General features: G+C 64.6%; 20 protein-coding genes and 1 pseudogene. 10 read left to right on the forward strand and 11 right to left on the reverse strand.

Annotation, left to right across the window (positions count from 1 at the left end; translation table 11 throughout):
- Positions 1–4: 4 nt before the first annotated feature.
- The 5 genes from sufD (at position 5) to ACVJ19_RS28645 (ending at position 4020) form a co-directional block, all read left to right on the forward strand.
- Positions 5–1327: a Fe-S cluster assembly protein SufD gene (gene sufD / locus ACVJ19_RS28625; protein ID WP_453952538.1), complete on the forward strand. Its 1323-nt coding sequence runs from the start codon at positions 5–7 to the stop codon at positions 1325–1327.
- On the forward strand, positions 1324–2571 hold the full coding sequence (locus ACVJ19_RS28630) for a cysteine desulfurase (protein ID WP_453952539.1): 1248 nt from the start codon (positions 1324–1326) through the stop codon (positions 2569–2571). Before sufD ends, ACVJ19_RS28630 begins: the two co-directional genes overlap by 4 nt.
- Entirely contained in the window at positions 2568–2939 is a 372-nt protein-coding gene (locus tag ACVJ19_RS28635) for an SUF system Fe-S cluster assembly protein (RefSeq protein WP_018641712.1), read from the forward strand. The genes ACVJ19_RS28630 and ACVJ19_RS28635 overlap by 4 nt, the downstream gene beginning before the upstream one ends.
- A gap of 64 nt (positions 2940–3003) precedes the next feature.
- Positions 3004–3402 (forward strand): HesB/IscA family protein, encoded by a 399-nt coding sequence (locus tag ACVJ19_RS28640; protein WP_453952541.1) that lies wholly within the window; start codon positions 3004–3006, stop codon positions 3400–3402.
- 183 nt (positions 3403–3585) lie between these two features.
- A complete protein-coding gene (locus ACVJ19_RS28645; RefSeq protein WP_453952542.1) occupies positions 3586–4020 on the forward strand; it encodes a TfoX/Sxy family protein in 435 nt (144 codons plus the stop codon).
- Positions 4021–4147: 127 nt separating this feature from the next.
- Here ACVJ19_RS28645 and fabA read toward each other — a convergent pair.
- The 5 genes and pseudogenes from fabA to ACVJ19_RS28670 form a co-directional block, all read right to left on the reverse strand.
- Positions 4148–4674 (reverse strand): annotated as a pseudogene (gene fabA, locus ACVJ19_RS28650) (bifunctional 3-hydroxydecanoyl-ACP dehydratase/trans-2-decenoyl-ACP isomerase).
- 196 nt (positions 4675–4870) lie between these two features.
- Positions 4871–5938, reverse strand: a complete 1068-nt coding sequence (locus tag ACVJ19_RS28655; protein WP_453952543.1) for a GGDEF domain-containing protein — start codon at positions 5936–5938, stop codon at positions 4871–4873.
- A 164-nt stretch (positions 5939–6102) separates the two neighbouring features.
- The gene (locus ACVJ19_RS28660) at positions 6103–7647 is read right to left on the reverse strand and encodes a DEAD/DEAH box helicase (RefSeq protein ID WP_453952544.1); all 1545 of its coding nucleotides are present in this window, start codon (positions 7645–7647) and stop codon (positions 6103–6105) included.
- A 300-nt stretch (positions 7648–7947) separates the two neighbouring features.
- A complete protein-coding gene (locus ACVJ19_RS28665; RefSeq protein ID WP_453952545.1) occupies positions 7948–8946 on the reverse strand; it encodes a helix-turn-helix transcriptional regulator in 999 nt (332 codons plus the stop codon).
- 175 nt (positions 8947–9121) lie between these two features.
- Positions 9122–12697 (reverse strand): autotransporter domain-containing protein, encoded by a 3576-nt coding sequence (locus tag ACVJ19_RS28670; protein ID WP_453952546.1) that lies wholly within the window; start codon positions 12695–12697, stop codon positions 9122–9124.
- A gap of 329 nt (positions 12698–13026) precedes the next feature.
- On the opposite strand from ACVJ19_RS28670, the gene ACVJ19_RS28675 reads away from it, so the two are divergent.
- Positions 13027–13980, forward strand: a complete 954-nt coding sequence (locus tag ACVJ19_RS28675; protein ID WP_453952547.1) for an AraC family transcriptional regulator — start codon at positions 13027–13029, stop codon at positions 13978–13980.
- 183 nt (positions 13981–14163) lie between these two features.
- The gene (locus ACVJ19_RS28680) at positions 14164–15678 is read left to right on the forward strand and encodes a caspase family protein (protein ID WP_453952548.1); all 1515 of its coding nucleotides are present in this window, start codon (positions 14164–14166) and stop codon (positions 15676–15678) included.
- A gap of 33 nt (positions 15679–15711) precedes the next feature.
- Here ACVJ19_RS28680 and ACVJ19_RS28685 read toward each other — a convergent pair whose 3' ends face one another.
- Positions 15712–15996 (reverse strand): hypothetical protein, encoded by a 285-nt coding sequence (locus tag ACVJ19_RS28685; protein WP_453952549.1) that lies wholly within the window; start codon positions 15994–15996, stop codon positions 15712–15714.
- 107 nt (positions 15997–16103) lie between these two features.
- On the opposite strand from ACVJ19_RS28685, the gene ACVJ19_RS28690 reads away from it, so the two are divergent.
- Both ACVJ19_RS28690 and ACVJ19_RS28695 read left to right on the forward strand, forming a co-directional pair.
- Positions 16104–17351: an FAD-dependent oxidoreductase gene (locus ACVJ19_RS28690; RefSeq protein ID WP_453952550.1), complete on the forward strand. Its 1248-nt coding sequence runs from the start codon at positions 16104–16106 to the stop codon at positions 17349–17351.
- Positions 17352–17531: 180 nt separating this feature from the next.
- A complete protein-coding gene (locus ACVJ19_RS28695; RefSeq protein ID WP_453952551.1) occupies positions 17532–18293 on the forward strand; it encodes an outer membrane protein in 762 nt (253 codons plus the stop codon).
- A gap of 102 nt (positions 18294–18395) precedes the next feature.
- Here ACVJ19_RS28695 and ACVJ19_RS28700 read toward each other — a convergent pair whose 3' ends face one another.
- The 4 genes from ACVJ19_RS28700 to parE form a co-directional block, all read right to left on the reverse strand.
- The gene (locus ACVJ19_RS28700; RefSeq protein ID WP_453952553.1) at positions 18396–19166 is read right to left on the reverse strand and encodes an SDR family NAD(P)-dependent oxidoreductase; all 771 of its coding nucleotides are present in this window, start codon (positions 19164–19166) and stop codon (positions 18396–18398) included.
- Between the two features lie 20 nt (positions 19167–19186).
- Positions 19187–19372, reverse strand: a complete 186-nt coding sequence (locus ACVJ19_RS28705; RefSeq protein ID WP_453952555.1) for a hypothetical protein — start codon at positions 19370–19372, stop codon at positions 19187–19189.
- A 217-nt stretch (positions 19373–19589) separates the two neighbouring features.
- Complete coding sequence (locus tag ACVJ19_RS28710; RefSeq protein ID WP_453952556.1) at positions 19590–20372, reverse strand: outer membrane protein; 783 nt, start codon at positions 20370–20372, stop codon at positions 19590–19592.
- A gap of 451 nt (positions 20373–20823) precedes the next feature.
- Entirely contained in the window at positions 20824–22869 is a 2046-nt protein-coding gene (gene parE / locus ACVJ19_RS28715) for a DNA topoisomerase IV subunit B (protein ID WP_453952557.1), read from the reverse strand.
- 273 nt (positions 22870–23142) lie between these two features.
- Here parE and ACVJ19_RS28720 point away from each other — a divergent pair, with 273 nt between their 5' ends.
- Entirely contained in the window at positions 23143–23673 is a 531-nt protein-coding gene (locus ACVJ19_RS28720; protein WP_018641725.1) for a DedA family protein, read from the forward strand.
- A gap of 40 nt (positions 23674–23713) precedes the next feature.
- On the opposite strand, the gene ACVJ19_RS28725 is transcribed toward ACVJ19_RS28720, so the two are convergent.
- Entirely contained in the window at positions 23714–24709 is a 996-nt protein-coding gene (locus ACVJ19_RS28725) for an MBL fold metallo-hydrolase (RefSeq protein ID WP_453952558.1), read from the reverse strand.
- Positions 24710–24778 lie beyond the last annotated feature (69 nt).

The raw sequence follows: 24778 nt of genomic DNA on the forward strand, positions 1-24778 counted from the left end.
TGCGATGAACGTTGCTGTGGCAAAGACCGGGAACGGCCGCGCGGTGAGCGATCTCTTCGCCAGCGCCGAAGGCCGCCTGCCGGGTTCGCCGGGAGTGGCAGCAGTGCGCCGCGAGGCGTTCGAGACCTATGAGCGTCTCGGCCTGCCGCATCGCCGGATCGAGGAATGGAAATACACCGATCTGCGCGCGCTGGTCGGCGAGGTGCTGCCGCTGGCTGCCAGCCCCGATGCCGCCGCGCTGAAGCGTGCTGCGGAGGCCGTGAAGGCGCATGCGATCGCGGGCGCCCGCAAGCTGGTGCTGGTCGACGGCGTGTTCGCGGCCGATCTTTCCGATGTGAAGGCGCTTGCCGCCGAGGTCAGCATCAAGACGCTGCGCGAGGTTCTCACGAACGAGGCCAATCCCGCCACCGGGGATCTCCTCCAGACCGCCTCGACCGATGCCGTGATCTCGCTCAACGCGGCCATGGCGACGGACGGCGTCGTGGTCTCGGTGGCTGACGGCACGCATTTGTCCGCGCCGATCCAGGTGATTCATGTTGCGACCGCGGCTGGTGCGTCCGCGTTCACCCGCTCGCATCTGCGGATTGGCAGGGGCGTGCGTGCCACTGTCGTAGAGAGCTTCGTCGCAGCCGGAAAGGCCGGCGGCTATCAGGTCAACGATGCGGTGATCCTCTGGGTCGGCGATGACGCCGACGTCGCGCATATCCGCCTGATGGACGATGCGCCGGACGCGCTGAACGTCACCTCGCATTTCGTCACGGTCGGTGCGAACGTGAAGCTCAACTTCTTCAACATGACGACCGGCGCGGCGGTCAGCCGCCTGCAGGGCTTCATTACGTTCTCGGGCGAGGGCAGCGAGCTCTCGGCCAATGGGGTGAACCTGCTGCAGAAGACCGAGCATGGCGACACCACGCTGGTGGTCGACCATGCCGTGCCGAACTGCGTCAGCCGCGAGGTCTTCCGCGCCGTGATCGACGATCGCGCCCATTCGGTGTTCCAGGGCCGCATCATCGTCCGTCCCAACGCGCAGAAGACCGACGGCAAGATGATGACCCGTGCGCTGCTGCTCTCGGACGAAGCCGAGGCCGACAACAAGCCCGAGCTCGAGATCTTTGCCGACGACGTCTCCTGCGGCCACGGCGCCACCGCCGGCGCGCTCGATGACAGTCTGCTGTTCTATCTGAAGGCGCGCGGCCTGCCGGAGAAGCAGGCCCAGGCGCTGCTGATCCAGGCCTTCGTGGGCGAAGCGATCGAGCAGATCGCCGATGACGGTTTGCGCGAGCACGTGATCGGCATCGCCGAGCGCTGGCTGGAGCGTCGGTCATGAGCACGCATCCGGCAGTCAAGAACGGCGCCTATGACGTGGCGCGCGTGCGCCAGGACTTTCCGGCGCTCGCCATGCAGGTCTACGGCAAGCCGCTCGTCTATCTCGACAACGCAGCCTCCGCGCAGAAGCCGCAGTCTGTGCTCGACCGCATGACGCAGGCCTATACGAGCGAATACGCCAACGTGCATCGCGGCCTGCACTACCTCGCCAATGCCGCGACGGAAGCCTATGAGGGCGGCCGCGCCAAGGTCGCGCAGTTCATCAATGCTTCGCGCACCGAGGAAGTGATTTTCACCCGCAACGCGACCGAGGCGATCAATCTGGTCGCCTCGTCCTGGGGCGGTCCGAACATCAAGGACGGCGACGAGATCGTCATCTCGATCATGGAGCACCACTCCAACATCGTGCCTTGGCATTTCCTGAGGGAACGCCAGGGCGCCGTGATCAAGTGGGCGCCGGTCGACGACGAGGGCAATTTCCTCATCGACGAGTTCGAGAAGCTGCTGACATCGAAGACCAAGCTGGTCGCGATCACGCAGATGTCGAACGCGCTCGGCACCATCGTGCCGGTCAAGGACGTCGTCAGGATCGCCCATGCCCGCGGCATTCCCGTGCTGGTCGACGGCAGCCAGGGCGCGGTGCATATTCCGGTCGATGTCCAGGACATCGGCTGCGACTTCTACGTCTTCACTGGCCACAAGGTTTATGGTCCGACCGGCATCGGCGTGCTCTGGGCCAAGTATGATCACCTCGTCGCAATGCGCCCCTTCAACGGTGGCGGCGAGATGATCCGTGAAGTGTCGCGCGAGGTGGTCACCTATGGCGATCCCCCGCACAAGTTCGAGGCGGGTACGCCCGCGATCGTCGAGGCCGTCGGCCTTGGCGCTGCCATCGACTACGTCAATTCGATCGGCAAGGAGCGCATCGCCGCGCACGAGCACGACCTCGTCACCTACGCCCAGGATCGGCTGCGCGAGATCAACTCGCTGCGGCTGATCGGCACCGCGCGCGGCAAGGGCCCGGTGATCTCGTTCGAGCTCAAGGGCGCCCATGCCCATGACGTCGCCACCGTGATCGACCGCCAGGGCATCGCGGTGCGCGCCGGCACGCATTGCGTCATGCCGCTTTTAGAGCGGTTCAACGTCACGGCGACATGCCGGGCCTCGTTCGGCATGTATAATACGCGGGAAGAAGTCGATCATCTGGCACAGGCGCTGCTGAAGGCGCGGGATTTGTTCGCATGAGTGACACGGCCGAAATCAAAGCCAATCCGATGGAGACCCATTCGGCGTTGCCGCCGGAGGAGACCGAGCGGCTGACCCGCGAGATCATTGCCGGGCTGAAGACCGTGTTCGACCCTGAGATCCCTGCCGACATCTACGAACTCGGCCTGATCTACAAGGTCGAGATCAAGGACGACCGCTCCGTCGACGTGCAGATGACGCTGACGACGCCGAACTGTCCGGCCGCCGGCGAGCTGCCGACCATGGTCGAGAACGCGGTCGCCAGCGTCCCCGGCGTCGGCGTGGTCGACGTCAAGGTCGTCTGGGAACCGCCGTGGTCGCCCGAGCGCATGAGCGACGAGGCCCGCCTCGTGCTCAACATGTGGTGACGCGTAAACGCTTGCTTTGAATCCCTGGCATTGAATTCGCGCCGCAACGGACCACATCACTGATATGACACAGGTAACACCAGCATCCACTCCGAAGCCCCGGCGGCCGCGCCCGCAGGTGATGCGGCTGACGGATGCCGCGGCCCAGCGCATCACCGAGCTGACCCAACGTGCGGACTCGGAGATCGTGGGCCTGCGAGTCGGGGTGAAGAACGGCGGCTGCGCCGGCCAGTCCTATACGGTCGAATACGCCCACGAGATCCGCCCGACCGACGAGGTCGTCGAGGACAAGGGCGTCAAGATCCTGGTCGATCCCAAGGCCGTGCTGTTCCTGCTCGGCACCGAGATGGACTACAAGGCCGACAAGATGCAGGCCCAGTTCGTCTTCAACAACCCCAACCAGGTCTCCGCCTGCGGCTGCGGCGAGTCGGTCGAGCTGCGGCCGGCGAAGGTCGACGGGTAGGCCCGGCTCGCGCCCATCGCTCCGCCGTCGTCCTGGCGAAAGCCAGGACCCATACCGCGTGATCTCTCGATGACGGGCGGTGCCAGTACCAACGCTGGCACGGTAGGCAGTCTTCGCTAAACTCCTCCCTCGGGTAATGGGTCCTGGCGTTCGCCAGGACGACGGTGGGGAGAGAGTTGGGCCATGGACCGCGAATTCCTGATCGACCTGTTCGCCGATTTCGGTCCCGTCACCATCCGAAAAATGTTCTCCGGCTACGGCATCTCCGCCGACGGCACCAATTTCGCGCTGTCGCTGCGTGCCGGCCTGTTCTTGCGCGCCGACGAGGTGACCATCCCGGACTTTGAAGCCGAAGGCTCAAAACCGTTCCAGTACTCGACCCGTGCCAAGACCGTGGTGGTCAACTCCTACTGGGAGCTGCCCGCACGCCTGTTCGACGATTCCGCAGAGCTTGCCCAATGGGCGAGGGCGGCGCTTGCCGCCGCGCAGCGCGCCAAGGTGAAGAAGCGGCCGAAGGGGAAGAAGGCGGCGGCGAAGCCTGCGAAAAAGGCGGCGGCGAAGAAGCCCGCTGCCAAGAAGCGTTCGGCCAAGAAAGCAACCAAGAGAACGGTGCGGTAGGGTGGGCAAAGCGACTCGTCCGCCGTAGCTCGCTGAGCGAAGGCGGAAGCGTGCCCACCACTCAGGACAACGGTGTTGGAGAGATGGTGGGCACGGCGCTACGCGCCTTTGCCCACCCTACAAGACTTCAGTCCGCGGCCTTGGTCAGGCCAACGCGCATATCCTTCGCGACAAAAACAGATACGCCGTCCGCAAGCACGCGACCGTCGGCAATTCCGAGCACCAGTTTGCCGCGCCGGACCATGCGCATCGCGACCTCGTAGCGCACGCTCTTGATGTCGGGTGTGATGGTGCCCGTGCACTCCACGTCGCCGACGCCGATGGCGCGGCCCTTGCCCGGAGAGCCCGACCAGCCGAGCCAATAGCCGATCATCTGCCACATGGCGTCGAGACCCAGGGCGGCATCGCCGGGTCGCCGCGGAAATGGCAATCGAAGAACCAGTGGCCGGGCGCGATGTCCAGTTCGCCGACGATATGGCCCTTGCCGAATTCGCCACCGTCAAGGCTGATCTCGGTGATGCGGTCCATCATCAGCATCGGCGGTGCCGGCAATTGCGCGTTGCCCGGGCCGAAATAGCCGCCTTCGCTCGATCTCAGCAGGTCGTCCCTGGTGTAGGACGGTTGCGGCGTATGGAAGTCATGGGGGATGGGCACGGCGACAAGTCCTCGCGGGTGCGGGGGGCCGATATTGCAGCCTCAGATGTTGTTCGCCAGGGAAGAATGTCAAGCGGCAGCGCCGTAGGGTGGGCAAAGCGAAGCGTGCCCACCAACAGACATCACCCCATCGGAAGCATTGCTGGTGGGCACGGCGCGGTGCGCCTTTGCTCACCCTACAGCAGCCGCTGAAAACTCACGCCACCCGGCTGTGGCTCTCGACCGCGAATTCCGGATCGGCTTCGCAGATCACGCGGTTGCGGCCGTTGCGCTTGGCGGCGTAGAGGCAGGCGTCCGCTCGCTCGATCAGCGCGTCGGTGTCGTCGCCCTGCTTGAGCATGGAGACGCCGACGGAGATGGTGACGCGACCGAGAATCTCGCCGGTCGATTTCTTCTTCAACTCCTTCGCCATCACCGCGCGGCGGATGTGATCGGCGACGGTCAGGGCCTGGCGCAGCGCGGTGTTGGGCAGCACCACCGCGAATTCCTCGCCGCCGTAGCGGGCGGTGATGTCCTGGCCCTTGATGGTCTGCTTCAGCGACAGGCCGACGAGCCGAAGCACCTGGTCGCCGGTGAGATGGCCGTAGGAATCGTTGAACGACTTGAAGTGATCGATGTCGAACAGCAGCAGCGACAGCGGCTCGCCCGAGGCGAGCGCGCTCTGCACGGCCATGCCGATCATGCGGTCGAAATATTTGCGGTTGCCAAGGCCCGTGAGCGGGTCGGTCAGGCTCTCGGCGCGGATCGCCTCGAGGCTCTGCTGGAGATTGCTGATCTCGTTCTTCGACAGCGTCAGGCGGTCTTCGAGCGCCTTGTTGGTCTCGCGCATCTCACTGGTCGAACGCATCAGCGTCTCGACGATCGCCTTGATCTGCTCGCGGCTCTTGGCCGACGACAGCTTTTCGGACGCGCCCGACAGGCTGGCATCGTAGGAGCCGGTCATCCCGAGCGCATCGCTCAGAACACGCATTACGTCGTCGATCTCGCCGATGACACGCGCGCCGACCTTGTCGATGCGGTCGGTGGTCTTGATGTGGGAAAGATACGTCTCGTAGATCTGCTCGAGATCGGCTTCGGTCAGCTTGCCGTGGCGCGCCAGCGTCTCGTTGACGATCTTGTTGAGCGGAGCGTTGTAGCCGGTGGCGTAGACGTACCAGATCTCGTAATTGCGGGGAATTGCAGTCTGGCGAAGCGAGCGGATCTGACCGAGCGCTACCTCGGCGAACGCCATCGTGCGTTCGTGTTCGTCGAGAACCTTGACCACGGAACATACCCCACGACGGTCGATGCGCCGTCGACCGCAGCAATGCTTAAATTATGTTTGTAGGCTAACGGACGATTGTGAACGGCCAGTAAATATACGGTGGCCAATGCATCATAACAAGTGTGGGGCGCCTCGGCTCAACCGGCCTGAGGCGCCTTGTCGCTTCAGGCGCCGGCGGGGGACGAACGCACTGGCCGGAGCAGGAAGGCTGGCAGGTGCGAATGATCGCCCGGCTCGCTGTCGGCTTCGCGCTGGCGGCGCGGCTCGGGACGGCCGATCGACGGCACATGCGAATTGTTGGCCTGCTGGCGCGCGCCGTGACGCGGTTCGGATGATTGCCGGGCTTCCCGCGGAGGCCTTGCCTCGCGTGCAGGCCTTGCCTCGGGGGAGGGCCGTGCTTCTGCCGAAGGCCTTGCTTCCGATGCGTGTCTTGCCTCGCCACGCGCCTCGCGCGGCTCGTGGCTGCGCTCACGGTCGCGACCGCCGCGCTGCGGCTTGCCGCGTCCACTGCGGGAGCGTTCGCGGTCCCGTCCGCGCGGCTCGCGCGAGCGCTCGCTCTGCTCACCGGAATCCGCATGCACTTCGAAATCGCCTTCGGCCCGCGGAATGCTCTGGCCGATCAGCTTTTCGATCGCCACCATCGACTTCTGGTCGAGCGGCGTCACGATCGAGATCGCGGTGCCGGTGCGGCCGGCGCGGCCGGTACGGCCGATGCGGTGGACGTAGTCGTCGGCGTGGTGGGGGACGTCGAAATTGAAGACGTGGCTGACCTCGGGAATGTCGAGGCCGCGGGCGGCGACGTCGGAGGCGACGAGGAGCGGCAGCTCGCCCTTGCGGAACTGGTCGAGCGCGGCCATGCGGGCCGGCTGGTCCATGTCGCCATGCAGGGCGCCGACGCTGAAGCCGTGCTTCTGGAGCGACTTGTGAACGATCGCGACCTCGCGCTTGCGATTGCAGAAGATGATCGCGTTCTGGAGATCCTTGGCCTCGCGCAGCAGGCGGCGAAGCAATTCGCGCTTCTCGTGCGCCTCGCGTCCGGCGGGCACCTGGGCCTGTGTGACGGTGACGGCGGTGGTGGCGGGCCGGGAGACCTCGACCTTCTGCGGATTGTGCAGGAAGGCTTCGGTGATGCGCCGGATTTCCGGCGGCATGGTCGCGGTGAAGAACAGGGTCTGCCGGGTGAAGGGGACGAGCTTGCAGATGCGCTCGATGTCGGGAATGAAGCCCATGTCCAGCATGCGGTCGGCTTCGTCGATGACGAGCAGCTCGACGCCGGTGAGGAGCAGGCCGCCGCGTTCGGTATGGTCGAGCAGGCGGCCCGGGGTGGCGATCAGCACGTCGACGCCGCGCATCAGCTTGGCATCCTGGTCGCCGAAGGAGACGCCGCCGATCAGGAGGGCGACGTTGAGCTTCTGGCCGGCGCCGTAGCGGTCGAAGTTTTCCTTCACCTGCGCCGCGAGCTCGCGGGTCGGCTCGAGGATCAGCGTGCGCGGCATGCGCGCCCGGGCGCGACCCTTCTCGAGGATGGTGAGCATCGGCAGCACGAAGGCCGCGGTCTTGCCGGTGCCGGTCTGGGCGATGCCGAGCACGTCCTTGCGTGCGAGGACGTGGGGGATCGCCTGTTCCTGGATGGGGGTGGGGGTGGTGTAACCGGTGGCCGCCACTGCGGCGAGGACTTTTTCGGACAGTCCGAGATTTGAAAAGGACATTGAGCCTCTGGTCGAAACCGCCGTTCGGAATCGAGGGTAATAAGGCTGGTCGCGCTCCACCCCGAAACGGCGCGCTCTCAAAGAAGCTGGGGGTGCTGACTCACGCGAACAAAGCGCAAGGCTCAGGAATCGCTCTTCGATCTGAGCCGCGTCGCCCCGGAACATAGGCGGGAATTGGCCAAAGTCAATGGAGCAGGCGCGGGAAGACCCTAAAAAACCTGAGGTTTTTGCCCAAATAGCGGGCGCGGCAGGGCTTTTCCGCCCAGCCCACGGGACTGGCCGGAGCCGCCAAAACGGCAGCTAACGCCCCTCCGGACCCTGGGCACGGAAGTCGCCGGGGGCCATGCCATAGGCGGCGTTGAAGACCCGGTAATAGGTCGCCAGGCTCTCGAAGCCGCAAGAGGTCGCGATGTCGGCGATCAGCCGCTCGGGGGCCTCGCGCATCAGGCGGCGGCTCTGCTTGAGGCGCTCGTCGGTCAGGGTCTGCGAAAAACTCTTCTCGGCGGCCTCGAACAGCATATGCAGGTGCCGCAGGGACACACCGAGCAGATCGGCGACCATTGCAGGGGTGAGGTCCGGGTTTTGCAGATGGCGCGCGATCAGGCGCCGCGCCTGCGACAGGCGGGCTGTCCGCAGGGCAGCCTGTCCGAGCCGGCTACCCGGCCGCACGATGCCGCGCTCGATCAGTGCCAGATGCGCCAAGGCTTGAACCAAGGAGGCTTGAACCAGGGAGGCCTGAGCCAAGGAGGCCTGCCCGCCGTTGGCCCCGCCGTCAGCTGCGGCCGCCTCATCGAGATCGGCAAAGCAGGCACCGAGCAGGGGCGCCAGGCTGGGATCGTTGAACGCTCGGGCCGACAGCTCGCGCATGCGCTTGTCCTGCGCCGGGATGCTGCTCACGGGGATCTTCAGGATCCGCAGGTGGAAGCCGCCGTCCCCGAGCGGGACGGTGCGATAGGGCAGGTCGGTATGGCTGGTGGCGAAGCTGCCATTGGCGATCGTAAAATCGCTGCCGCGCATGCCGCCGAACCAGCCGCCGCTGCCGAGCTGCTGGTAGACGCAGATGCTGTCGCTGGGCGCGTAGGCGATGTCGGTGGTGCTGCGCTCCACCGTATAGTGCGAGGCCTTCAGCTCGACGAGGCCGGCGCCGCCGAGCTGGCGCAGCGAGAATTCGCCGTAGAAGTCCGCGCGTCGCTCGCGCGCGAGCTCGGCGGTGACGCCGAACAGGCCCTTGGACCGGACTTCGCGCCAATAGTCGAAGCGGTCATGCGGTTCGACCTCGTCGGTACACCAGCGGTACACGGCATCTCCTCGCGCCCGGTGCGATTGACCGGGAAAACTAAGAAGAAGCAGATTCCACCCAAATCTGCCATAGGCAGCTTCCGTGACAAGCGGAAAGGCCGACGCGTGGGGTTCCCCCTGGGAGGCCGTTAAACCCCGGATATGGCCGACGTGCGGGAGCGGTGCCGGCCGAACCTTACCACGTGTAGCGCAGCACGCCCTTGCCGGCATAGGAACGCGTGACCTGCGAGAATTCGCCCTCGAATGTGGTCGCGGCGGACCATCCGCTGCGCCACTTCCACTCTGCGGAGGCCGTTGCAAGTGCTACGTCATGCGGCTGCGCGGCGCCGTTGACCACGAAGGATGCCGCCGGCAGCGTCTGGAAGGTGGCGGCGATATTGCGATCCGCGTTGAAATCGTGCGCCCAGGCGAGGCGCCCGCGCAGAGTCAGAATCGTATCCTGTGTCACGTACGACTTGTCGGAACGTAACCCGAGTTCGCTACGTGAGGCAGTGACGCTCTTGGCCGAATAGGCCAGCGCAAAGGTGTTCGCGCCGGAGACGGCGCTTTCGGCATAGGCGGGCAGGTCGAAGGTCGTGAACTGGCCGGCCGCGTAGGGCGTGAGGCCCATCCAGGGTGTGACAAAACGATACCCGCCTTCGGCGCGTCCCGAATAGGCATTGGCGTTGAACTGCGCGCGCAGATGATCGAGGCCGGCGACGGTGACAAAGCGGTCGGTGGTGATGTCCTGCCAGCCGTAAGCGGCGGCGGCGGCGATGTATGCTGCGCCTGCGGTGTGGCGCACGAAAGCGCCGGCCTGGAACAGATCGGAGCGTCCAGTGCCGCCGTTGAACACGGAGAAACTGGTGCCGCCGCCGGCGAGCGCAAAGCCTGCGATCGTCGCCGGCGAGAAGCGGTAGTCGAAACCGACCGCTCCGGCCGCAATGCGGCTCGTCGTGTCGTTCGATCCGAGCGCCGTGTTGCCGTCGGTGGTCTGGGCGCCGCCAAAGCCTGCCGACCACACACTCCAGTGTGGCTCATGGACCGGCGCGGGCAGCGCCTTGTAATGGACCGCGGCGTACGCGTCGCGCTCGGCGCCCGAACGCCTGCGGCCCGTAGAGGCGTAGGCATTGGTCGCGTCGCCTTCGTTCGCAAAGGATGACGCGCCGGACCCGGCAGCCGCGGCATCGCTGCGGCCGTCGATGAAGGGATCGGTCAGCAAGCCCAGGAAGAGGTTCATGGCCGCGAAGGTGGTCTGCTGTGTTCCGGTTGCGGTCTCGCCGGAGGCCTGCGTCAGGCCGGCCGGCGTCAGCGACGTGAACTGGAGCGGGATGCTTCCGGCCGTGTTGAAGGAATTGGCGAGCGCGTTGCCGACATTCTGCTGGTTGACGTTGAGGCCCGTCGCCGAAGTGAAGTTCAGCGCGAAATTGAGGTAAACGTCATTGCCGACGTAGCTCAGGCTGCCACTGAAATTCGGCAGGTTGGTGCTGACGACCGGATTGAACGTGCCGAGGACACCGCCGGTGGCGTTGAGGATCAGATATTGCTTGGCGACGTTGGCATTCAAAATGACTGCATTGACCGTCGCGCCGCCGAGCGTCGCGGCGCCGATGACATTGACCCGGTCGGCACTCGAAGGAGATACCTCGACCAGATAGCTTGCCGCCGCGGTGAAGGCGAGGCTGCCCTGCACGGTGAGCAGACCGATCGAGTTGCCGGGCGACAGCGTGCCGCCATTGATGGTCGTGTTGCCGACGATGCCGTTGCCACCGAGCGTGCCGCCGGCGTTCACGGTCGTCAGCGGCGAGGAGGCGATCGAGCCATTCACCCGCAGCGTGCCGCCATTGACCGTCGTGTTGCCGGTGTAGGTATTGGCAGCGGAGAGGTTAGTGGTGCCGCTATCGATACGCACCGTCCCGAGGCCGGAAATGAGCGGAGCGAACGTATAGTTCGCTCCCGTGTGATTGAACACGATCTGGCCGGAGCCGTCGCCGAACGTCACCGTCGGCGTGTTCAACGTGCCCGGTGCTGTGGCCGCCGCTCCTGCGTCCGCGCCGATGTTCAATGTGCCGATCGAGCCGGGGGCGAACGCAAGTGTAACGTCCGACGCGCTCACCGTGCCGCCGTTCAGGATGTTGAGCGTGCCATTGTCGAAGCTGCCGACGGTCAGGCTGCCCGTGTTGGCCCAGGTCGAACCCGCGCCGTCCACTGTCACCTGGCCGGGGGCGCCAATAAAGTCCGCGACGACTGCGCTGCCGCTCGTGACCGTGCCACCATTCAGGATTTTGAGCGTGCCGTTGCCGACGTAGCCGATGTCAAGGAGGTTGGCGATCGACCATCTCGATCCCGGACCGCTTACCGTCACGCTTCCGACAGTGTCGGTGTCGGCGCCAACGAAGGCAAAAGCGCCGCTGACCACGCCGCCGTTCAGGATGTTGAGCGAGCCGATCTCGCCGGCGGCACCGGCGATGGTTATGTTGCCGGTGTTCGTCCATGTCGAGCCCGCGCCGGTCACCGTCGCCGTCGCGCCGGCCGCTGCCGTTGTGCCGATGGCGGCGGAACCGCTATTGGCCGTGCCGCCATCCCGAATGGTCAACGTGGCCGCGCCGTCGCCGCCGAGCGAGATGGCTCCCCCGGCCGTGACGGTCAAGGCCGAATTCGCACCGGTTACCGTGACCGTGCCTGTCGATCCGGAAAAGACGCCAACAGCCAGGTGTGTGGTGGTGACCGTGCCGCCGTCTTCAACGCTCAGCTTGCCGGTGCCATCCAAGCCGACGAACAGGTCGCTGGTCAAAGTCCAACGCGAAGCTGCGCCGGTCACTGTGGCTGCACCGGTCGATCCGTCGGTGTTGCCGATAATCGCGGCTGTGCTGCTGACCGTGCCACCGTTCTGAATGTTCAGCTTGCCGTTGCTGCTGGAGAGGTTGCCAATGGTGAGACCGCCACTGTCCCAGGTCGAGCCCGCGCCATCCACCGTCGCGGTGCCGATCGAGAAGCCTTGATCTCCAATGATGCCGCCGCCGCTAGTGACGGTGCTTCCGTCCTCGACGGTCAGCGTACCCTCACCGAGGCCGCCCACGGTGAGCCCGTTGGTCAGGGTCCAACTCCCGGCCCTCATCAGCACCTGATCGGCCCCGCCTATTCCGGCCGAGATCGTGCCAGCCAGGCTACTCACCGTGCCGCCGAACAGGATATTCAGTGTGCCGGTGCCCGCGACGCCGATGACAATCGGCTGTGCGTTGTTGGCCCAGGTCCCGCCACTCACTGTCACGGTACCAAAACTGCCAGTTTGGTTGCCGAGGATGGCGCCTCCTCCGTTGTTCAAAGTGCTCACGATGTTCAGCGCGCCATTGCCGCCGTTGCCGACGAACAAGGTGCCAGCGTTGTTCCATTCCGAGCCCAAGCCGGTGACCGACACCAGGGCCGACGTTGCCGCGACAGACCCAATGGAGGCGGTCGCAGACGTCGCCGTTCCACCGCTGATGTTCGTAGAGTTCGGGCTACGGGTATTAACGACGACGTTGCTCGCTGCCGTGGGAACTGCGTTCGTCGACCAGTTGGTGCCATCGAACCAACTGACCGACGTTGAGCCGTCCCAAACAGTTTGCGCGCGTGCGGGCACGGTGGCGGATGCGGTGAGCGCCGTCAGTACTGCGCGGGCAAGCCACAGGCTGCGATGCGACGACAGTAAGACGGCACAGGCGGGAGCCAAAGATCCCGCAAAAGTCGCGATCGACATGCGGCGACTTAAGCCAACCAGCAACTTCACCATGCCTGCATTCCCTGGCTGACGGCTGAAGGCCGCCCTCTCTCCGAAGCCAATTCGTCGCGCGCAATCTCGCACAACGGTCGCGCATCTTCTGTCGTCGGCATGCAACAGCGGTGTCGGATGGGTTGACGTAAGACGAGTGAGGCTTTGCACTTTGCGTATTGGCCCGACAAAGCGCGTCAGCCTGCCGCAGGTCGTTTGACTTGACTCGCACTCATTCTTTAGTTGCTGCGAGCAATATTTTGGTTTTTGCGAAATTGGGAGCCGGTCCGATTCTTGCAATCTTTGCGGGAGCCATTAGTTTCGAAAACTCATTTGGAATGCATCGTCCCATGGCCTCCGCCGACGATTTTACGCCCAGACGCTTCAGCACCGATGAACTGCCCGAGGGCGAGAGGCTTGCGCGTTGGCGCGAGGAGTTTGGGAGGACGCTGGTACGTGTCGATATCGAGCCTTTGTCGGATGACGTTCCGTTCAGGGCCGAGGCCGTGCTTCAAAACCTCCCGGGCGTGCGCCTCGCATCCTGCAGTGGCTCTGCAGCACGCCTCAATCGAACGCGCGCGCTGGCTGCCGATGGCGGGGACTGGATGGGCTTGTTCGTCAATCTGGGAGAGGTTGCATCCGTATCCCAGCGCGACGCAGAGTTGGTGCTGGGACAGGGGCATGCGACGTTTGTCCGCCCGGGCGAGGCTGCCTTGCTGTCCGGCACGAGACATCTCCATCTGTTGTTTCCGCGCGCCGCCCTGGCCGTGCGGACGCACGATATCGACAGCTCGGTGATGCGGCCGATTTCGCACGACGATCCGTCGCTGCAGCTGCTTCTCGGTTACCTCAGTCTCATTCAGGGGGCGTCCGCTCTCGACGAGGCTCCGCTGCGGCAGGCAATCGTCAACCACATCCACGATTTCGCCGCGCTGGTGATCGGCGCAAACCGCGATACACAGCAACAGGCGAGGGGTGCGATTGCAGCGGCACGATTGACCGGCGCAATCGATTTCATCGGAAAATCCTTTACCGATCCCGGCTTGTCGCTCGCGACTGTCGCCGACCGTCAACACATCTCCCCGCGCTATCTCCAGGAGCTCTTGGAGAAGTCGGGGGCATCATTCACTGCGCGCGTGAACGAATTGAGGTTGAAGCGGGCATTCGCGCTCCTGACCAAATTCCCGGACCGTCCCGTCTCCGAGATTGCGGCTCAGGTCGGATTCTCCAACGTCTCGCATTTCAATCGCTTGTTCCGGCATCGGTTCGGCGACAGCCCGAGTGGGGTACGCGGCCGTGCTTGAGGGTTCCCTTCGGGGCGATTCGGCCACGCCAGAAGAGATTGCGAAGCTCACAGCCCTGAGGTGATCTGGCTGGACCGGGGAAACTTCGGGTATGGATGACAGGCGCAGCGGTTGAACCGATTTGCGGAATTATTCGACTACGTATTGGGCATCTTGACTGGGATGCACGGGCAGGAACCTCACATGACATGGATGTCGTTTAGGGCAGGGTTGGCTCTCGGCTTGGCGGCGTTTCTGGTGAGCGTGGCGCCCGCTCACGCCGAGAAGCGCGTCGCGCTGGTCGTCGGCAACAACGATTACAAGAACGTTCCGAAGCTGCTCAAGGCCGTCAACGACGCCCGCACCATGGGCGACACGCTGCGGCAACTCGGCTTCACCGTGATGTTGGCCGAGAACCAGACCCGGCTGGCATTTTCCGAGACGCTCCTGGCCTTCGACAAGGCGATCGAGCCCGGTGACACCGCGTTCTTCTTCTACGCCGGCCACGGTTTCGAGATCGCGGGCCAGAACTATCTGCTGCCGACCGACGTGCCGGCGGCGACCGAAGGGCAGGAAGAGCTGGTGCGCGATGCCTCGATCCTGGCCGACCGCATCGTCGAGCGTCTTCAGAACAAGAAGGCGCGGACCTCGATCCTGGTGTTCGATGCCTGCCGCAACAATCCGTTCGAGCGCAGGGGCACGCGTGCAGTCGCCGGTGGCGGCGGGCTCGCGCCGATGACGCAACTGCCGGAGGGCGTGTTCTCGGTGTTCTCGGCCGGGCCCCGGCAGACCGCGCTCGATCGCCTGTCCAATGACGACGCCAATCCCAATTCGGTGTTCACGCGCACCTTCGCCAAAGAATTGCTCCAGCCCGGCGAGAACCTCGTGCAGGTGGCGCAGCGCACTCGCCGTATGGTCAGCGAGATGGCCGATACCGTCAAGCACAGGCAGGTGCCTGTTTATTTCGACCAGATGGTCGACGACGTCTTCCTGAGCGGCATCGCCAAGGACGCGGCCGCAGCCGCGCGCCCGGCCGATCCGCCGCAGAAGGTGGCGGCCTTGCCGCCGGTGTCGGTGCCGCGCATGCCGAAGGAGGAAACCACCAACGCGCCGATCGCGAGCTTCTCGCGCCACAATGGCGGCTGGAGCGTGGTGTTCTCCTTCGCCGATCCGACGCTCGGCATTTCCTGGCGCATGGCAGGCCAGGGCGATTTCCGCGAGACCGGATTCATCGACACGCTCGATCCGCGCACGCGCAAGCGGATGCCGAACCCGTCGATCGAGCTGCCGCCGGATGCGCAGGCCGGCACCATCGAGGTCCGTTATGTCGATCAGGTCGGCGACATGCAGGGGCCGTTCCCGATCAGGTTCGATCCCGAGGCCGCGCTGATCCGCGACCAGCGCAAGATCCTCGACATGACCTCGACAAGCTGGTTGTCATTCCGCGAGTTCAACGGGCTCTTGGTCTACTACACGCATCTCGTCTCGTATCGCTGCGCGATCCGCGAGGTGCGCATCGGCATCGACACCGCCGTGCCCAACCAGGTGCTGAAGATGCCGAATTGCGACATGCGTGACCCCAGCGCGATCAGCGCCGGCATGCCGCTCTACATGAAGCTTGCCCCGGCCACGCAGTTCGTCTCGGTGGAGCTGACCTATCGCGACGGCAGCGTCTCGGAGATCAAGAGTTTTCGCGCCGCAAACCGCAGCAACAACTGATGACGCAGGCGGGAAGCGCCGAGCGCGCGTCCGCTACGCGCGCCGCTTTCTGAACAAGCGCTTGATGGACTCGATGGCTTCCATCAAGGGGGGCGCCAGCGAGAAGAACGCGCCCATCGCGATCGAGACGACGACGTGGCGCAGCAGGAATTTTTCCTGCTCCTCGAACGGATAGCCGTTCTGGTTGATGGGCACCGTCGCAAGCGTGCCGGTCGGGCCCGGATCGGGCTTCCGCGGCTTGCGCGGCGGGATCATGATCACGACGAATAGTACGTTGATCAGGATCCAGACGCCGAGCAGTATAAGGATCGTCTGCACTGCAATTTCCTGAAGGCAAATCGAATGTTGCTGCAACGCTAACGGGCATTCGCAATCGCGGCAAATTAAACTTGCTTGCTGCGCCGCACAGAAAACTTAAGTCGTAAATGAGGGCGGCCTTGAACCCGAGTTCCTCCGTAAAAGCCCGGTGTTGTGTCGTCGGCGGCGGGCCCGCCGGCATGATGCTCGGCTATCTCCTCGGGCGTGCCGGCATCGACGTCGTGGTGCTCGAGAAGCACGCGGATTTCTTCCGCGACTTTCGCGGCGACACCGTGCATCCCTCGACGCTGAAGGTGATGGATGAGCTCGGCCTGATCGACGGCTTCCTGAAGCTGCCGCATCAACGCTTGCAGAAGATGGATGGACTGTTCGGCGGTACACCGGTGCGGATCGCCGATCTCGGCCGGCTGCACACCAAGTACCCGTTCATCGCCTTCATGCCGCAATGGGACTTCCTGAATTTCCTGCGCGAAGAGGGCCAGCGCTTCGCCTCGCTCAAGGTGATGATGAACACCGAAGCCGTCGATCTGATCCGCCGCGGCGACACCATCGCCGGTGTGCGGGCGAAGACGCCGGAGGGCGCCATCGACATCGAGGCCGATCTCACCATCGCCTGCGACGGCCGGCATTCGACGGTACGCGAGCGCGCCGGCCTCGAGGTCGAGGAGATCGGTGCGCCGATGGACGTGCTGTGGTTCCGCGCCGGCCGCAAGGCTGACGAGACCGAGAACCTGTTTGCGCGTATCGAGCCCGGCAAGATGATGATCACCTTCGATCGCGGCGACTACTGGCAATGCGCCTATGTCATCGCCAAGGGGCAGCACGATGCCGTGAAGGCGAGGGGACTGCAGGCGCTGCTCGACGACGTCGTGCGCATGGCGCCGGTGCTTCGATCCGGCATTGCCGACGTGAAGAGCTTTGACGACGTCAAGCTGCTTACCGTCGCGATCAATCGCCTCAAGCGCTGGACACGGCCGGGCCTGCTACTCATCGGCGATGCCGCGCATGCGATGTCGCCGGTCGGCGGCGTCGGCGTCAATCTCGCCGTGCAGGACGCGGTCGCGACCGCCAATCTGCTCGCGGACAAGCTTCAGAGCGGCTGCCCGTCCGAGGACGAGCTCGACGCCGTACGCCGCCGGCGCGAGTTTCCGGTGAGGATGACGCAACGCATGCAGGTGGTCGTGCAGAACAACATCATCAGCGGCGCCCTGCAGGGCGGCGACCGGCCGCTGAAGGTGCCGCTGATCGTTCGCCTCATCACCGCGCTGCCGTGGCTCCAGGGCATTCCGGCGCGGCTGATTGCGCTTGGTGTGCGGCCCGAGCACGTGCAGTCGAAGGCCGCGCCGGCATCGTAAGCGCTGCAATTCGGTAGGGATAATGTCGCGTTAAATCCCGCGTGGCGCGTTGCGTGCGTGCAACAACGATCGCGGATTCTGGGACCGCAACCTGCCAATCCGGCGTCTTAACTTTCTTGATTCAAATTTGAGTAAGAGTTGCGTGTGAGCGTGCGCGCATCAAAGGACACGGGGTGTACCATGCGTAACAAATTGATTGCCGCCTTCGCCTGCACGACCGCTCTGGTTTCGACCGGCGCTGCGTCCGCCGCCGACCTCGGTGCGCGTTACACGAAGGCGCCCGCCTATGTCGAGCCGCTGTTCAACTGGACCGGCTTCTATGTCGGCGGCCACATCGGTGGCGCATGGACCAACGAGCAATTCATCAACAACGGAATCGGTGCGCCGTTCGGCGACCTGCTCCCGGGTGAGGGCTATCGTCAGCGCGGCTCCGGCATCATGGGCGGCGCCCAGATCGGCTACAACTGGCAGGCCAACAACTACGTGTTCGGCATGGAAGGCACCATCTCCGGCCTCGACAACAAGGGCACGGTCGTGAACACCGCGTTCGCCCCGGCGAACGACGTGTTCTCCTGGCGTGCCAATGTGCTGGTGACGGTCGTCGGTCGCGCCGGCTTTGCCGTGCAGAACAACCTCTTCTACATCAAGGGCGGCTACGCGGGCGTCAACAACCGGCTCTCGGTCACCGACCCCGTCGTGACGGCGACGGGCGGTCAGACTCACTGGGCCAATGGCTGGACCGTCGGCGCCGGCTGGGAATACGGCGTGACCCGCAACTGGATCGTCGGCCTCGAATACAACTACGCGGCCTTCGGCAGCCAGACCTATCAGCTCGGCGGCCTCGCGGGTAACTACACCTTCGATGCCAAGCCGCGTGACATCCAGTGGGCCGTCGTCCGCGCGAGCTACAAGTTCGACGCGCCGGTCATCGGGCGCTACTGAGCAACGAACGACCAATCAGCAAAAGAAGACGATCTCTGCCAAATTCAAAGCCCCGGCAACGCCGGGGCTTCTTTTTTGCGTGCAGCTTTCGTGCGGGAGGCCTCAGGCCATCACCGAGAACCCGCCATCGACGGGTATCGCGGTGCCCGTGACGAAGTTGGACGCCGGCGAAGCGAGGAACACCGCGATGCCGGCGAAGTCATCGATGTCGCCCCAGCGGCCCGCGGGCGTGCGTGCCAAAACCCGCTCGTGCAGGCCCGCCACCTGCTGCCGCGCGCCGCGGGTGAGGTCGGTGTCGATCCAGCCCGGCAGGATGGCGTTGACCTGGATGTTGTCCGGTGCCCAGGCATTGGCGCAGGCGCGCGTGTACTGCACGATGCCGCCCTTGCTCGCCGCATAGGCGGTCGCAAAGCTCGCGCCGAAGATCGACATCATCGAGCCGATATTGATCACCTTGCCGTTGCCGGACGCCTTCAGCGCCGGATAGGCCAGCTTCGAGCACACGAAGGCGCTGGTGAGGTTGGTGTCGATCACCTTGTTCCATTCGTCGAGCTCGAGCTCGTGCGGCGGCTTGCGGATGCTCATCCCGGCATTGTTGATGAGGATGTCGATGCGGCCGAATTCCTTGACGACGCGGTCGATCATGGCAGCGACCGCCGCCTTGTCGGTCACGTCGGTGGCGACGGCAATCGCCTTCACGCCGCGCTGCTTGAGATCGGCAACGGCCGCGGCCGACTTGGTTTCGTTGCGTCCGACCACGGCGATATTGGCGCCGGCGTCGGCAAGTCCGTGCGCCAGGCCAAGCCCGATGCCGCCATTGCCTCCTGTGACGACCGCGACCTTGCCGCGAAGATCGAACCGGTTGGATGTCATGCTGTATTCCCTGGTTTCTTCTATTGGTTGCTCTGCCAGATCAGCACCAGCCCGAAGCCGGCCATGGCTGCGCCATAGCCGGCCCATTGCAGCTGGTTGACCATGAAGCTCGATCGCGGCCAGGGAACGGTGCCCGTGCCCTGTCCGATCCAGAGCAGCCCGACGGCGGTCGCAAACAGGCCTGCTAGAAGCAGAAATCTGCGCATGCATTCCTCCCGTCGGTCTGCTTCTGTCGCGGTCAACGGCGTCAACGATCGCCGCGGCCACGAAAACTTCGGCTCAGACTAGCCGGAGCTTCGGTCCGGATACAATGGCTGCGGGTGCAGACCGCCGCGAGGACGCGCATGCGCGCGCAAGGTGATCCCCACAAACGAAAAAGCCCCGGACGATGCCGGGGCTTTGACGTCTGAATGTGAGATCAGATCAGTACTTCGCGACGACCGGACCGGTCCAGTTGAAGCGGTAGACCAGCGAGGTCGAGATCGTCTGGTTCCAGCTGTTGGCGCGGATGTCGCGGCCAACGAGGGTGTTGGTGACGTCGAACAGTTCGTTCGAGGTCTTGGCGTTGTAGAAGGCCGAACGATATTCGGTCTTCATGAACCAGCCGGGCGAAGAGATTCCGAAGAAGTTCAGGCTGTTCTCCACGCCGCCACCAACGAACCAGCCGTTGCGGTTGTAGCTGTTGAGGTGGATGCCGGCGGGCACGCCGGCCAGCGTCAGGAAGTTGGTCTGGCCAAAGTGAGCGCCAGAGTAGCCGCCGTTGACGTAGGTGAGAACGTTCGGAGCGACCAGCCAGCCGAGGCGAATACCAGCGGCCCACGACTCTTCCAGCTTCTGGTTGCCAGTGATGCCGGCGATCGGATCCTGGATGGTGGCGCGGATGCTGCCGAACTGACCGTCGGCGAACACACCGGCGACCCAGGTGCCGCTGAACTGCCAGTCATAGCCAAGACCGACGGTACCGAACCAGCCCGAGCCGCCCTGACGCTGGTCGATCGTCAGCGGGATCGCACCGGTCGTGGTCTGGACGTGCTGGTCGGCGTTGGAGAGGCCACCGCCGCCACCGCCGAAGATGTAGAAGCCGGTCCAGTTGGCGACCGGCGCCGGCACCGGGGCCTTCACGTAAGGACGGGCAGCAAGGTCGGCCGCCGAGGCCGAACCGGTCATCGCCGCGACTGCGGTCAGAGCCAGCAAAATCTTCTTCATGATAAAATCCCCAACGTTGGTCTGTAGCAGGCGCGAGCGCACTGAAGTCGTGTGATCTGATGCCCGGACTATAGACGTTTCCCGCCGAAATGCTGTTGCCGGACAGGCACAGTCGCCGGGAAACGCGAGCCGGTGCGGATTTGCACCTGCGCCGCATGGGTCAGAAATACCTGCATGTTTTCAGTGTGTTGAATCGATTTTAGGAGCCCAGATTTGGGGGTAACGTCTCGTTAGCAAATCGGGCTTTGTCCGAAATGGAGGCGTTCCTGCCTCACCCTTGGTCCAGTGAGTCGTTGGCCGAGTCGCCCATGCGATGGGAGGGGAATCAACGAAGTCGAGGCGGAGCGTGGCAGGATCGTGGGGGAACCGGCGGTTTGGTTCCCACAAACGAAAGAGCCCCGGCTTCACGCCGGGGCTCTTGATGGAAATGTGGACCGGACGCGCCAGCGGGTCAGACGTCGAGCAGCTCCTCGCTGGCAAATTCAGCCTTGTCCGAGATGAAGGCGAAGCGCGCTTCGGCCTTGGTGCCCATCAGCCGTTCCACCGAATCCGCCGTCGTGTCGCGGTCGTCGGCGAGCAGGACCACCTTGAGCAGCGTCCGCTTGCTCGGATCCATGGTGGTCTCCTTGAGCTGCGCCGGCATCATCTCGCCGAGACCTTTGAAGCGGTTCACCTCGACCTTGGCGTTGGCGTTGAACGCGCTCTTGAGCAGCGCCTCCTTGTGCGCGTCGTCGCGGGCGTAGACCGACTTTGAGCCGTGGGTCAGCTTGTAGAGCGGCGGCACCGCGAGGAAGAGGTGGCCCTCGTCGATCAGCCGCGGCATCTGCCGGTAGAAGAAGGTGATCAGCAGCGAGGCAATGTGGGCGCCGTCGACGTCGGCGTCGGTCATGATGATGATGCGCTGATAGCGCAAATCCTCTTCGCGATAATGCAGGAGCTGGCCGCAGCCGATCGCCTGCACGAGGTCCGAGAGCTGCGCATTGGCGGTCAGCTTGTCCTTGCCGGCGGAGGCGACGTTGAGGATCTTGCCGCGCAGCGGCAGCACCGCCTGGGTCTTGCGGTCGCGCGCCTGCTTGGCGCTGCCGCCTGCCGAGTCGCCCTCGACGATGAAGAGCTCGGAGCCTTCGGTGCCGGCGTCGGTGCAGTCGGCGAGCTTGCCGGGCAGGCGCAGCTTCTTGCCGGCGGTCTTGCGCGCCGTCTCTTTCTCCTGACGGCGGCGCAGGCGCTCCTCGGCGCGGTCGACGACGAAGTCGAGCAGCCTGTTGGCCATGTTCGGATTGCCCGACAGCCAATGGTCGAACGGATCCTTCATCGCCTGTTCGACGATGCGCTGCGCTTCGGCGGTGGCGAGGCGATCCTTGGTCTGGCCCTGGAATTCGGGCTCGCGCACGAACACCGAGAGCATCACGGCAGCGCCCACCATCACGTCTTCGGAGGTGACGGAGGCGGCGCGCTTGCCCTGGCCAACGCGCTCGGCGTGATCCTTCAGGCCGCGCAGCAGGGCGCTGCGCAGGCCGGACTCGTGCGTGCCGCCATCCGGCGTCGGGACGGTGTTGGTGTAGGAGGACAGGAAGCCGTCGGCATCCGCGGTCCAGGCCACGGCCCATTCGCAGGCGCCATGCGCGCCGTTGCGGCCCGACTTGCCGGAGAAGATGTCCGGGTGCACCAGCGTGTCGGCGTGGATCGCCGCGGCGAGATAGTCCTTGAGGCCACCGGGGAAGTGGAACGTCGCCTCCGCCGGCACGTCCTCGACGCCCTTGAGCAACTCGGGGGCGCAGTTCCAGCGGATCTCGACGCCGCCGAAGAGGTACGCTTTCGAGCGCGTCATCTTGAACAAGCGCTGCGGCTTGAACGCGGCCTTGGCGCCGAAGATGTCGGTGTCGGGCTTGAAGCGCACGCGCGTGCCGCGGCGGTTGTTGATCTTGCCGAGATCCTCGAGCTTGCCCTTCGGGTGCCCGCGCTCGAACGTCATGCGATAGAGCTTCTGGCTACGCGCGACCTCGACCTCGAGACGCGAGGAGAGGGCGTTGACGACGGAGATGCCGACGCCGTGCAGACCGCCCGAGGTCTCGTAGACCTTGCTGTCGAACTTGCCGCCCGAATGCAGCGTGCACATGATGACTTCGAGCGCCGACTTCTTCGGGAACTTCGGATGCGGATCGATCGGAATGCCGCGGCCGTTGTCGGTGACGGTCAGGAACCCGTCTGCGCTCAGCTCAACTCCGATGAAGGTCGCGTGTCCCGCCAGTGCCTCGTCCATCGAGTTGTCGATGACCTCGGCAAACAGGTGATGCAGCGCCTTCTCGTCGGTCCCGCCGATATACATGCCGGGCCGGCGCCGCACCGGTTCGAGGCCTTCGAGTACCTCGATGTCGGCTGCGGTGTAGTCGGCTTCCCCGCCGCTTCCGCGCGGCGCCGCCTTGGCGGCGGCGCGGGGCTTGGGCTCATCACCGCCGAAAAAGTCGTCTTTTGCTTTTGGCTTCAACTGCTTGGACATATATCTTGATGTGTTTAGGGGGCCGTGTGGGCGGCGAATCGGTTAAGCGGACTATGCCACTTCTGGCTTCGAAAGGTTACCGCCGGGCCGGCCAAGCGGCGTGGTTGGGGGCCAATCCCGGCGATTTTACGCCGCATTGCCATTAGTTCCCGGCAATTTGACGTCTCGGACCGGTTTGGATCGCCTTTTGTGACTTGATGTCACACAAGTCCTTGGCTTACCAGTCGTTTTCATCGAGCAGCACCTTGAGGCGGCGGGAAGGCTATTTTTGGAATGGAGCAGTTTGCGCACGCCCTGGCCGACTTCGTGCGCGCTCACCAGGCCTGGGCGGCTCCGATCGTGTTCCTGCTGGCTTTCGGGGAGTCACTCGCCTTCATCTCGCTGTTGGTTCCGGCCTGGGGAGCGCTGGTGGCGATCGGTGCGCTGATCGGGGTGAGCGGCATCAACTTCTATCCGGTCTGGATCGCCGGCGGCCTCGGAGCGGCACTGGGCGACTGGGTCTCCTACTGGTTCGGCTATCGCTACAAGGAGCACGTCGCCGAGATGTGGCCGCTCTCGCGCTATCCGGAACTCCTGCCCCGGGGGGAGGCCTTCGTGCGCAGCTGGGGCATACCCAGCATCTTCATCGGCCGCTTCTTCGGCCCCTTGCGGGCCTCGGTGCCGCTCGCAGCCGGTATCTTCGAGATGCCCTATTGGAGCTTCCAGATCGCCAATTTCGTTTCGGCCCTGATCTGGTCGGCCGCGCTGCTGCTGTTCGGCGATGTGATCGCGAAGATCATGGAATGGATCTGGCGCCTGATCTGACCGGGCAGCTGGGCCGCCCGGCCAGGGCGTCATGCAAGGCCTAAAGCGAGGCGTTCCAGATCGAGGGGATCCAGCGATAGCCGGAGCCGTCCTTTTCGACGCGGACAAGGCCGGGGAAGGCGGCGTGGAAGGCCTGAATCGGCATCTTCTCGGCAATCGCCATGTCGTAGAGCTTGCGCCGGGTCTCCTGGGCAAGCGGCTTGTCGACATCGGAGGCGATGTTCCATTCGGGATGCTTGACGAACAGGAACGCCGCGCCTGCGGTGATATCGACCTGCACCAGCACCTTCTCCGCGCCGGAGGCGACGATGAAGGAATTGTGGCCCGGCGTGTGGCCGGGGCTCGCGACCGAGGTGATGCCGGGTGCGACCTCCTTGCCGGCCTCGTATTGCGTGACCTTGCGGCCGAGCGCGTCGAACACGCGGCGGATGTTCTTGAAATTGTTCTCGAGGATCGGGTTGCCCATCCCCTTGCTCATCTCACCGTCGTCCATCCAGAACTTCCATTCCACCGCCGGCACCATGATCTCGGCATTGGGGAAGGCGGGCTTGTTCTCGGCTGCCAGCAGGCCGTTGATGTGGTCGCCATGGAAGTGGGAGATGATGACGGTGTCGACCGCCGCGCGGTCGATGCTGGCGGCTGCAAGGTTGTTGTGGAACTGGCCGACCTTACCCTTGGTCTGCGCGAACTGGTCAGGCCCGAGACCGGTGTCGATGACGACGAGCTTCGGTCCGGTGTTGACGACCACGGGGGTGAACGTGTGGGTGACCTTGTCGGTCGGCAGGTGATGTTCGGCGAAGACCTTGTTGATGTCGTCCTTGCTGGCGCCGGCCGCGTAATTGTCGGTCAAATTGACGGTGGCAACGCCGTCGCAGACCACCGTGATCTGGTGGGTGCCGACATTGTAGCGATAAAAGCTCGCATTCTGCTTCTCGGCCGGGGGCGCGGCGGCGCTTGCGGGTGACGTCTTCACGAAGGGCAGGAGCGCCGAGGCGGCGGCGCCGGCCAACGTTGCGCGACGAGTGATCTCGGTCATGGCGATGTCCTGAGGCTGGGTTGCGAAAGGCACGGACCCGGCGAAGTTGTGGCCCGCCGGTCATTCTCG

It is taken from the genome of Bradyrhizobium sp. USDA 376 (assembly GCF_054063675.1).